Here is an 11,396-nt window from a genome sequence, read left to right on the forward strand (position 1 = left end):
TATCTCGGATTTGGTGTTATTAACGCCGGTGGTGTTGGTGGTATTATACTTAAGCGGTGGTTTTGAGCTGGCGTTCGCGACCGATAAGTTTTGGTATCTATTGCCGCTACTCGGTATTATTAGTACGGCGGCGATGGCGCTGACCATGGTTGCCAGCCAAAAGCTACCCGTGTCGCTATTTGGTACTTTATGCTACCTTGAGCCGATATTTTTATTTATTTTTTCCATCACTATTTTGCACCAAAGTATCAATGACGGCGGCTCGCTGTTTATGTATGGCATGATTGTCATCGCGCTGCTGATTATGATTGCTGATAGTGCGCTTGGCTATTTGGCACGTAAGCGTCATGACCGCCTGCAAGCGTACAATGAGCCACAAGTCGGCAGCTTCCCGCCGCGCCGCCGCCTAAAAAATCGCCGTATCAAAGGGGTCTTGATTGCGCATCGCTTTCGTAAAATTAGAAAATATCAGCAAAAAATTGACAAGATGACGCGCAAAATCGAAGAACTACACGCCGAATAAGGTTGTCTTGCAAAGAAAATAAATTAAACTTAGCAGGCATAGTTTTTCATTATATTTTCCTTATTACTCTACATAGTTTCTGTATTAAAGGACGATTAATTGCGCTATTATCGACAATAAGGTCGCCTTGCTCAATGATGCTTGACGAGTTACAAAAATGAAGTCTGAAGGCAGGCGTAGCTTATTAATATATGTCTTATTTAAAATTATCGCTTATTCACATTATAACTAGGATGGTTTATGTTACATCTTCATCATTTAGCAAATTCACGCTCGTTTCGTATTTTATGGCTATTAGAAGAGCTTGGACTCGATTATAAATTAACCTGTTATGAGCGTAATAAAGCTTACCGCGCCCCAGACAGCTTAAAACAAGTACATCCGCTCGGTCATGCGCCCATATTAGAGGTAAACGACCGTGCGCTCGTCGAGTCGGGATTTATCATTGAGTACTTGCTTAAGCATTATGATAAAGAACATCAATTTAAGCCTGCTGATGACAATGAAGCGGCATGGGATGCTTATACGTTTTGGCTACATTTTGCAGAAGCATCACTCATGCCGCCATTGGTCATGCGTCTGGTCTTTACCAAAGTAGTTGAGCAATCGCCGATGCTGATCAAACCTGTGAGCAAAAGCATTCGCAATCAGGTGGAAAAAAGCATGATTAGCAAAAGTTTGGATACAATGCTGGCCATGATGGAGCAACATCTGCAAGATAATCATTGGTTTGCAGGCGCAGAGTTCAGTGCCGCTGATATACAGATGCATCTTGCGGTCGTCGGTGCCAATGCGGGAGCAGGTTTAGATAGCAGTAAATACGCCAATATCTTAAACTGGCTAAAACGCTGTGAAGAGCGCGACGCCTTTAAACGCGCAGAAGAAAAAGGTGGACGTTTAAAATTTTAGATGCAGCACATTTCATCATTAATAAATGACTGAATTCATATTAAAATAAAGGTTTTGTTTATTTATAGACAAAACCTTTTTTAGGATAAAAAATGACAGATCTCAATAAATCGAACAACCGGCATAGCAATGCTGATACAAGCTTAACTACGGAACCAACTATAAATGCTGCTGAAGAAAATAAAAATAGCCAGCAAGTCTCTATCAAAGCGTGGTCACAAAAGCTGCTGGTAGTACTTCTATGTCTTGCGAGCTTTTATGGTGGCTGGAAATCCTATGAATCCAATATGGTCAATGAATGTACGGCCAATGGTGGGCAAATGATTGAGGGTCAAAGAACCATGCTATGCCAGTCTTTATAAAGTCGTCTTTATAAAGTCGTCTTTATAAAAACATGGCTATAAAAACGTCGCTATAAAATACGTATTTAAATAAAAGAGTTTGCCTATGTTAAAGCTTACCTTTCTGGGCACCTCAGCGGGCGTGCCGACCAAGCAGCGTAATGTCACCGCATTAGCTGTTGAGTCTCTTAACCCCTATGCATCAAACACCCAAAACGCGACTCAATCTAAAAAATCGCGGCCTTGGGTGTTGGTTGACTGCGGCGAAGGCACCCAGCAGCAGCTCTTACATACTAAGTTATCTTTACATCAGCTCCAAGTCATTTGCATCACTCATGTGCATGGCGACCATTGTTATGGTCTGCCAGGGCTGCTGGCGAGTGCGGCAATGTCAGGTCGCCGTGAGCCGTTAATCATCGTTGCGCCAAAAGCAATCGCTACGTTGCTTGAAGCGGTAACTTTGACGACAGAGCTATATTTTCCATTTGTTATTAATTTTATGGCAATTGAAGATTTGCTCTCTGAATCAGAGGAGGGAAATAAAACTCAAGTAACGACTACACTAGACAATCAGCAGCAGCTGACGATAGATATTCATCCTTTATCGCATCGCGTGGCCTCTTATGGTTTTGCCATCACCCAAACTATCAGCCGCCGTACGTTGAATACCGATAAATTGATAGCCGATGGCATGCCAGCAAGCGCGCTGTGGGGCAATTTGCAGCAAGGCAAAGATGTTGTGACCGAAGACGGACGCACGCTTTATTCAGCCGATTACGTCGATAATAATAGTCAGCGCACAAAGGTTGTGGTGGCGGGCGATAACGATACGCCAGAGTGCCTAAGTGCTGCGGTAGTCGATGCCGATTTATTGGTACACGAAGCCACATATACTCATGAGGTGTTACATAAGATTCAGGCAAAAAACCCAGACTTTGATCCGATGCATAGTAGCGCGCAATCGGTCGGTCAATTTGCTCAAGAGAACAGCGTTAAAAATTTAATTTTGACCCATTTTAGCGCCCGTTATCAAAGCTTTGATAATCCTCATAGTGATACAACCAATATGGCGCATATCCGCTTGGATGCCCAACGTGCTTATCAAGGTAATCTATGGTTAGCCGCTGACTTTGATCAATATATGGTGAATGGCGCAGCTGACTTAGTAAGCGATGAAGAGGGGAGTCGCGTACAGTATCTAGGCTCTGCACGCGACCATCATTAATGACTTGTAGCCAGTGTTTAAGACTGATTGTCCTCAGCTGCCAATTGTGTCTGTCCTATCCAGTAGCGGCTAAATTGATATGCCACACGCCCCGAGCGGCCGCCACGCTCTGATGCCCAGCGTAACGCTGCTGTTCTGATGTTATCAGGTAGCGTATTATTTTCCGCTTCATGATGATTACTTTCTTTAACGTCATTCGCATTATCTAGATTGCGGTTTGGTGAAAGTGATAAATAATGGCGCACAATATGTAAATACGTGTTTTGATCCATCGGGTGAAAGGACAACCATAAGCCAAAGCGATCAGACAACGAGACCGTTTCATCAATGGTTTCATAAGGGTTGACCTCGTCAGTCTGACCATTATAAATATTGACATTGTCTTTCATCAGCTGCGGCAAAAGATGACGGCGGTTACTGGTGGCATAGACGAGTAGCTTATCTTGCTCGGAGTCTAGCGCGCCGTCTAATACACTTTTTAGCGTCCGGTAACTTTCATCTTGACCGTTAAACGCCAAGTCATCACAGTACACCACATAACGGCAACCACAGTCCGTCGGCAGCGCATTAATCGCAGCGCGTATCTTATCAAGCATCCGCAGGTCATCACGAGCGATTTCGATAATACGTAGCCCTTCGCTATGATAGGCTTGTAGCAGTGCCCGAATCAGTGATGACTTGCCAGCGCCGCGTGTGCCTGTCATCAGGACGTGATTGGCAGGATAGCCCTTTAAAAACTGGCGCGTATTTTGTACCAGTTTTGCCTTCTGCGTATCGATACCATGCAAGTCATCTAAACTTAAAAACAAATTCACTGCCAACGGCTCCAGGTGCCCTTGTTGACCGCCAACCCAGCGATAAGCCAGCTGGGCAGGATCAATCTCGATAGTTGGGGTGACCTGCTCTTGCAAATACTGGCCAAGCAAATCCAATAGATAGTCGGGTAGAGCATAATTCATAACGGGTGTGGTAGATTGGGGCATAATACTGGGTCGCTTATAATTTAGTTACTTATAATCATGAAAATGGCAGATTGCCTATTACATATATCAAGTACATACATCAAGGCAGCACTTATCATGAAAAATAGTGCCAGTAATCAAGCTGCAATTCAAGCAAAGCCAAAGCAAGACTTGGCAAAACAAACGTTGCAAACGGATATGCAGCAAATCCTGCCAGCGCTGACGGCGGAATTTTTAGACTTGCAGTATAATAAGATAGTACATCAGCGTATCAGTCAGCAGGGTGTCACTAATGCGCTTGAATATCAAGGTTTAACACGCGCCAAACATCCCCAGTTTGGCGAGGTCATGATGAAATGGCAATTAAGTACAGATGCTCATCGAAACGTATCTGATTTATCTTATGAAGCTGAGGTTGTAAAAACTATCAATCATCTCTCGAACCATCAGGGTAGATTTTCTTCTATCGCTGCGCCGCTATTAGCCACTCATCATTTACAGCTACAAGTATTAAATAACAGTCAAACACTCACCATTCTTGTTATGCCAAATTATGCCAACGGCAGTGTCGCGCGCTATTTGAAACAAAGCCTGACTGCCGAGCAAAAGCAGCAATTAATCATTCAAGCAGCAAAACTTATTGCCAATTTGCATCACATAGGTTGGCTGCATAATGATATTAAGCCGAGTAACTTATTACTAGAGGGTTTCATACCAAATCATACGGCTATCGGCGGTATCGTACCTAATTTATTATTGACTGATTTTGCTTTGGCAGAACCCACTAATAATGGTATTACTCAAATAAATAAGAAAAATAGTACGGAAAACAATGCTGGCACGCCCGCTTACCTTGCCCCTGAACGCTGGCAAGTACAGGGCGCAACGCTGCAAAGTGATATTTATGCGTTTGGGATAATGCTATATGAAATATTGGCAGGCGAGCGACCGTTTAAGATTGATAATCCGAGTGGTGCGCCGTTAAGAGAATGGGCGACTCAGCATTGCCAACAGCCAATCGCAACATTGCCGTTAGAGTATAGTCGCTATCAACGTATCATCAATAAAGCGTTGGCGAAGAGAATTGAAAAACGTTATCAAAGTATGGAAGAAATCGTGATGGATTTAGAAAGGTTATAATCATGAACGCTAAATGCTAGACACAAAAAAACCTGCTAAAAAGCAGGTTTTAATATTTGGTCTAAGATGTACTATCCGAAAATGGTGGGGCTGGAGAGACTCGAACTCTCACACCTTGCGGCGCCAGAACCTAAATCTGGTGCGTCTACCAATTTCGCCACAGCCCCATTTTCGTTACTCTATCATCAAAGGCAGTTAAATTCAAATGCCATCGAGATAGTTAACTGATTCGGTAGTGCGTCTCAGTGGTTGGCTATTATATAGAGTTTGAATCGTTTGGCAACCCCTATTTGCGATTTTTTTTAATTATTTAGCAATTATTTTTGCTAAATTTCATAAATATTTGATATTGCTGGTTTTTATTTCAGCGACTGATGGCTTTAATTATCATTATTTTTCTCTGCTGCTGTCATCTCTAATTGCTGTAATTTGCGGGTCAAAGTATTGCGCCCCCAACCCAGTAAGTTGGCGGCGGCTATCTTTTTACCGCCGCTATGATTGAGAGCAGCTTTAAGCAATACACGTTCAAACTCTGGCGTTGCGGTTTGTAAAATATCGGTTTCACCCGTTTGCAGAGATTGCTTCGCCCATATAGCCAACGCTTGCTGCCAGCTTTGCTTATCATTCGTTTGGGTCAGTTGACTGTTCTGGCTGTTTTGCAAGTTTTGATGCACGTGATATGCCGCATTGCTTTGTTGCTCTACATTAGGGGCAATATTGTCTAGCAGCTCTGGCGGCAAATCCTCAATCATAACGATGTCGCCCGTGGTCATTACCGTCAGCCAAAGGCAAACGTTTTCAAGTTGACGGACATTACCGCGCCACGCAAAAGATTGCATCATCTGAAGCGTGGTAGGATGCAGCTGCTTTTCGGCGCTATTTAATTGGTTGGCGGCGCGCTGCATAAAGTAGTTTGCTAATGCAGGAATGTCTTCAGGGCGCGTCCGTAAGGGCGGCAAGGGCATACGAATCACATTAAGGCGATAAAATAAATCTTCACGAAATTTGCCTTGTTTGACCAATTCTTCTAAGTTTTGGTGGGTAGCGGCAATGATGCGTACATTGACTTTGACCGGCTGCTGTCCGCCGACGCGAAAAAACTCACCGTTGGCCAATACGCGCAGCAGTCGCGTCTGGGTACTGTACGGCATATCGCCGATTTCGTCTAAAAATAGCGTGCCGCCGTCCGCTTGCTCAAACCGACCTTGCCGCGTCGTCGTTGCGCCAGTAAAAGCGCCTTTTTCGTGACCAAACAATTCAGACTCAATCAAGTCATGCGGAATAGCGGCCATATTCAACGCGATAAAAGGTTGCTGCGCCCTTGGAGAATGCGCATGAAGCGCGCCTGCCACCAGCTCTTTACCTGTGCCTGATTCACCAGTAATTAAAACGGTAATAGGAGAGTGTGCCAAGCGTCCAATCGCGCGAAATACCGTTTGCATCGCTTGTGATTGACCGATGATACCGCTCGGATTGTTATTGATATCGCTACCTGTTGGGTTTTTAGGTTTAGGTTTAGATTTAAGTTCGGTGGTCGTTTTGGTTTTCTTGCTGTCTTTCTGGTTAGTTTTCTTCTTGTCTTTGTGGGCAGGATAATCTGCATGACTTGCTATTACTAAATTCGGCTGATAATTAATGGCTTTATAAATTGTAGCAACCGCTTCATCTAAATCAAAGGGTTTAGGCAGATATTCAAACGCGCCAGTTTGATAGCTATTAATAGCAGAGCTCAGGTCGGAATGCGCGGTCATAATCACAATCGGTAGCGTAGGAAAATGCTGATGTACCCAATCACTAAATGACAGACCGTCCATCATTGGCATACGAATATCGGTCAATATCACATCTGGTAGCTGGTCGGCTGCTTCATGCTGTTGCAAGATATCGTTTAGGCGCGTCCACGCTGCTTGCGCTTGGGTAAAGCTAATAACCGTTAAGCCTGCCTCTTCAAAGGTATCTGCCAATATCAAGCGCAGCGCCGCATCATCATCGATAAGCCATAACGTCGCAGGAGTAGCAGCAGGATTATTACCCACAGTAACCATAGGAATTTGCTCATTGCTTGTAAGGTATTTCGTGTCATTATACTGAGTCATGGGTTTGGCCTAATAAGCAGTGAGAAATGGAAAATGAATATAAAATCTTAGCCTTAACGGTCAGCGCTTGGCTGAGAAAAAGGCAGGTAGAGGGTAAAGCGGGTTTGATTGTGCTGATAATGACTTTTAAAACTGCCGCTAAAACCTTGCGCTTGCTTTGAGATGACGTCAATCATACCATGATGGCGGCTGATGATATCTTGGACGATGGATAAACCTAGACCTGTACCAGCTGCGCGGTTGGTCACCATCGGGAAAAATATCTGACCGATTAATGCGTCGTCTATCCCCGAGCCGTTATCGGTAATGGTGATTTGCAAGACTTGTTTGTGCTGCAGGCTACCGATGGTATGCTGAAAAACAACCCGCGTTTGGATATGCAGCTTAGGTTGATAGTTATCATTAATATCAGAGTGTTTCTGCGCAATATCTGATGATAGTTGACTAGAGATAGTTGAAGCTTTCTGCTGCAGTGTTTGCTCAAACTCAGTCATCGATTCGCAAGCATTATTCATCAGGTTTAAAAACACTTGGATTAATTGATCTTTATCCGCGCATAACTCAGGTAACGATAAATCATAATCACGTTGTAGCACCACGTCTGGATATTGATGAATGATTAAAGCCAAAACATGCTCTAGCGGTTCATGGATATTGAGCATTTGCCAGTTTGGCAATTGATGAGAGCCAAGAAGCTGCCCAATCAACTGGGTCAGACGATCGGTTTCTGAAATGATAATATCGGTATAACTCCGCAGCTTTGCCGCATTCTTTTTCAGGTTATTTTCATCCGCTACATTCAAATTTTCATTCACAATAGCAGAAAATTCATTAAACTTAATAAATTGCCGCTGTAATAATTGTGCCGCCCCGCGAATACCTGCCAATGGATTTTTAATTTCATGGGCGACCGAGCGTAACATATGACGTGCGACGCTATATTGCTGCTGCTGGCGCTGTTCTTCTGAAATACGACTTTGCCGGTCTTTGCCCCACATCTCTATAATAAAATAAGACTGCTGCTCATCGATAACGGGCGTCACGCTATAATCCACAGATAACGTCAGTCCGCCGTTTAGCTGGGTGTGTATAAGGTGATCATGATCAATAAACGGCTGTTGATAGTGTTTTGCTTGACTAAAGCGCTCCGTCAACGCGCAGGTCTTATCTTCTCGATTATTAATAATAAAACTGTCTTTTAACATGAATTCATCGGGCGCAAGCAGGGTCAAGATTGACTGGCCTCGCAAACGTCCGCTGCTAACGGCAAGCAGCTGCTCGGCTTGCGCATTTAGCCAGGTAACAGTCAGCGCTTCATCAACGCATAAAATAGCGGTAAATAAATGCTGTAATATAAACGTCGAATCTGGGTTAGGTTTGGCAATGGACAAATCAGCCGTCATGGATAATGCCTAAAATTAAGCGATACTGGGAATAATATTTAACCATAAATCAACACACTAGCGCGGCAAAACTGGCGATTATCACAAAAAAAACGTACAATGCGCACAGCCAATTTATCTCTAGCAAGGTCAGCCATGCCCAACACTTCTACCGAGTCGCTTAATACGACTGTTACCACCTCATCAGTTTCTACATCGTCAGCTTCTGCCTCATCAGCTTCTATGCCAAAAAACACTGCCACTATTTTTAATCCTGCAAAGCCAAATATAGCGCGAGAAAGCAGTTAGGCAGATGTCAGTCAAGCAAACACTAACCAGCCTTACCACCATAAGGCCAACCACAATCAAAACCGTAGTATTGAGCAAAGTAGCGATGTGACGTTAGCCAATTCAGCGACGATTGACGCGCCCGTGAACGCTGCGCCAAAGATTGGCTTTGTATCGCTTGGCTGTCCAAAGGCACTGGTCGATAGTGAGCGCATTATCACCGAGCTTAGTCGTGACGGCTATCAAGTTGCCAGCGATTATGAAGGCGCAGACTTGGTTGTGGTCAATACTTGCGGTTTTATTGAGTCGGCCGTGCAAGAATCCTTGGATGCCATCGGGGAAGCGATTAGTAAAAACGGCAAAGTGATTGTCACCGGCTGCTTGGGTAAAGAGGCTGATAAAATCCGTGCCATGCACCCAGCTGTGCTATCGGTCACCGGTGCGCATGCTTATGATGAGGTAATTACTGCCGTCTCGCAGCATGTGCCCAAACCTAAGCGCGATATGGATAGCAACTATGATCCAAAAATAGATTTGATTAATGAGGCGGGGATAAAATTAACCCCCAGTCATTATGCGTACCTTAAAATATCAGAAGGCTGCAACCATCGCTGTACTTTTTGCATCATTCCAAGCTTGCGCGGCGATTTGGTTTCGCGGCCGATTGATAGCGTGATGAATGAAGCAATGGCGCTGAAAAACGCTGGCGTGAAAGAGCTGCTGATTATCTCACAAGATACGTCTGCTTATGGGCTGGATTTAAAATATAAAACCAGCTTTTGGAATGGCATGCCGCTAAAGTCGAAATTTTATGACTTATGCCAAGCGTTAAATGATTTGGGTATTTGGGTACGCCTGCACTATGTTTATCCTTATCCGCATGTCGATAAAGTGGTTGAGCTGATGGGCGAGAAAAAACTACTGCCTTATCTTGATATTCCATTCCAACATGCTAGCCACAGTATTTTAAAAGCGATGAAACGTCCGGCGCATAGCGAAAATACTTTGGCGCGTATCAAAGTGTGGCGTGAGATTTGCCCTGATATTGTTATTCGTTCAACCTTCGTCGTTGGTTTCCCAGGCGAGACTGAAGAAGATTTTCAGTGCTTGCTTGATTGGCTGGTCGAGGCGCGCCTTGATCGCGTCGGTGCTTTTACGTATTCAGAAGTCGAAGGTGCGGTCGCCAATGATTTGCCAAATCATGTACCTGAAAACATTAAGCAAGAACGCTATGAGCGTTTGATGACACTACAACAAGAGATTTCGGCACAAAAGCTGCAAGAAAAAGTCGGTAAAACCTTGATGGTATTGGTCGATGAGATTGATGAAGAAGAAGGCATCGCGATTTGTCGTAGTTATGCTGATGCGCCTGAGATTGACGGTCACGTTTACGTCGATGATATCACTGCGCAAGTCAAAGTTGGACAATTCCTAACCGTCACGATCGATGACGCCAGCGAATATGATTTGTTTGCCAGTTATAAAGGTTAGAGAGCCACAACGATAACCGAGTGAAAGTTGCCCAATCGTGGGCAGTTTTTGCTACAATTAGCGCAATTTGGCTTTTTACCTATTTGACATTGTTTTTGGCGCCATTATGCCATTTAGGATAATTTGAAAGGGTAAGTAAAAGTCCAATGCAATTTGTGTTTTACCGCTTACTTTCATTATAATTTCATGTTAACAAGGTGACCTCATGTCTGACAAAAACCCGCGTTACTCTCGTATCTTGCTAAAACTTTCTGGCGAAGCCTTAGCTGGTGGCAAAGAGATGGGGATTGATACCGAAGTGCTCGATAAGATGAGCTTGTCTATCGCCCACTTACGCGGACTTGGGGTGCAAGTCGGTATCGTCGTCGGCGGTGGTAACTTGTATCGCGGTGCCCAGTTGCAACAAGAAGGCTTGGTCGGCCGTGTCACTGGTGATCAAATGGGTATGCTAGCCACTGTGATGAATGGTTTGGCCATGCGTGATGCCCTTGAGCGCCGTAATATTAAAACGCGTTTGATGTCAGCACTGCCAATTGGCGAAGTCACTGAAAGCTATAGTAGCCGTAATGCCATTCGTTATCTTAAAAATGGCGAAGTGTGTATTTTTGTCGCGGGCACGGGCAATCCGTTCTTTACCACTGATACCGCCGCTTGCCTGCGTGGTATCGAAATCGAAGCGGGCTTAATTTTAAAAGCCACCAAAGTAGATGGCGTTTACGATAAAGATCCAAGCCTCCATGCTGATGCCAAAAAATATGACGGCTTAACCTTTGATGAAGTGCTCGAGCAAAAACTTGGCGTCATGGATTTAACAGCGATTGCTTTATGCCGTGAGCACAACGTCCCGCTACAAGTATTTGATATGACCAAGCCTAATGCGTTATTAAACGTCATTATGGGCGAAAATGAAGGCACGCGCGTTTATCATTAAACGCTCACTTATTTTATAGATGACTAAATGATTATATGAATAAAGATCATTGATGTTGTAAGCATCAATCGTTGCATAAGATTTATACCTAACAGCTTTATACCTAAC

The 11,396-nt window shown here is 44.1% G+C and carries 10 protein-coding genes, 1 tRNA gene and 1 pseudogene; 7 read left to right on the plus strand and 5 right to left on the minus strand.

Annotation, left to right across the window (positions count from 1 at the left end):
• The 4 genes and pseudogenes from V7D75_RS11085 to V7D75_RS11100 all read left to right on the plus strand — a co-directional run.
• Window positions 1-523, plus strand: a pseudogene (locus tag V7D75_RS11085) (EamA family transporter RarD); the annotation flags it as partial.
• A gap of 240 nt (window positions 524-763) precedes the next feature.
• Entirely contained in the window at window positions 764-1,432 is a 669-nt protein-coding gene (locus tag V7D75_RS11090; protein ID WP_286796227.1) for a glutathione S-transferase, read from the plus strand.
• A gap of 92 nt (window positions 1,433-1,524) precedes the next feature.
• Window positions 1,525-1,794, plus strand: a complete 270-nt coding sequence (locus V7D75_RS11095; RefSeq protein WP_333614606.1) for a hypothetical protein — start codon at window positions 1,525-1,527, stop codon at window positions 1,792-1,794.
• 85 nt (window positions 1,795-1,879) lie between these two features.
• Window positions 1,880-2,998, plus strand: coding sequence for a ribonuclease Z (locus V7D75_RS11100; RefSeq protein WP_333614607.1), 1,119 nt, complete (start codon window positions 1,880-1,882; stop codon window positions 2,996-2,998).
• 17 nt (window positions 2,999-3,015) lie between these two features.
• On the opposite strand, the gene V7D75_RS11105 is transcribed toward V7D75_RS11100, so the two are convergent.
• On the minus strand, window positions 3,016-3,981 hold the full coding sequence (locus V7D75_RS11105; RefSeq protein WP_333614608.1) for an ATP-binding protein: 966 nt from the start codon (window positions 3,979-3,981) through the stop codon (window positions 3,016-3,018).
• A 96-nt stretch (window positions 3,982-4,077) separates the two neighbouring features.
• On the opposite strand from V7D75_RS11105, the gene V7D75_RS11110 reads away from it, so the two are divergent.
• Window positions 4,078-5,100: a protein kinase domain-containing protein gene (locus tag V7D75_RS11110; protein WP_333614609.1), complete on the plus strand. Its 1,023-nt coding sequence runs from the start codon at window positions 4,078-4,080 to the stop codon at window positions 5,098-5,100.
• A gap of 82 nt (window positions 5,101-5,182) precedes the next feature.
• On the opposite strand, the gene V7D75_RS11115 is transcribed toward V7D75_RS11110, so the two are convergent.
• From V7D75_RS11115 to V7D75_RS11130, 4 genes are all read right to left on the minus strand, one after another.
• Window positions 5,183-5,267: transfer RNA gene (locus V7D75_RS11115), tRNA-Leu, on the minus strand.
• A 213-nt stretch (window positions 5,268-5,480) separates the two neighbouring features.
• A complete protein-coding gene (locus tag V7D75_RS11120) occupies window positions 5,481-7,196 on the minus strand; it encodes a sigma 54-interacting transcriptional regulator (protein ID WP_333614610.1) in 1,716 nt (571 codons plus the stop codon).
• Window positions 7,197-7,249: 53 nt separating this feature from the next.
• Complete coding sequence (locus V7D75_RS11125; protein WP_333614611.1) at window positions 7,250-8,599, minus strand: two-component system sensor histidine kinase NtrB; 1,350 nt, start codon at window positions 8,597-8,599, stop codon at window positions 7,250-7,252.
• Window positions 8,600-8,637: 38 nt separating this feature from the next.
• The gene (locus V7D75_RS11130) at window positions 8,638-8,841 is read right to left on the minus strand and encodes a hypothetical protein (protein ID WP_296190907.1); all 204 of its coding nucleotides are present in this window, start codon (window positions 8,839-8,841) and stop codon (window positions 8,638-8,640) included.
• Window positions 8,842-8,956: 115 nt separating this feature from the next.
• On the opposite strand from V7D75_RS11130, the gene rimO reads away from it, so the two are divergent.
• A complete protein-coding gene (rimO, locus tag V7D75_RS11135) occupies window positions 8,957-10,357 on the plus strand; it encodes a 30S ribosomal protein S12 methylthiotransferase RimO (RefSeq protein WP_442968957.1) in 1,401 nt (466 codons plus the stop codon).
• Window positions 10,358-10,562: 205 nt separating this feature from the next.
• Entirely contained in the window at window positions 10,563-11,288 is a 726-nt protein-coding gene (pyrH, locus tag V7D75_RS11140; RefSeq protein WP_068404576.1) for a UMP kinase, read from the plus strand.
• The last annotated feature ends 108 nt before the right edge of the window (window positions 11,289-11,396 follow it).

Source organism: Psychrobacter sp. (assembly GCF_036731945.1).
In the GTDB taxonomy this organism is placed as follows: domain Bacteria; phylum Pseudomonadota; class Gammaproteobacteria; order Pseudomonadales; family Moraxellaceae; genus Psychrobacter.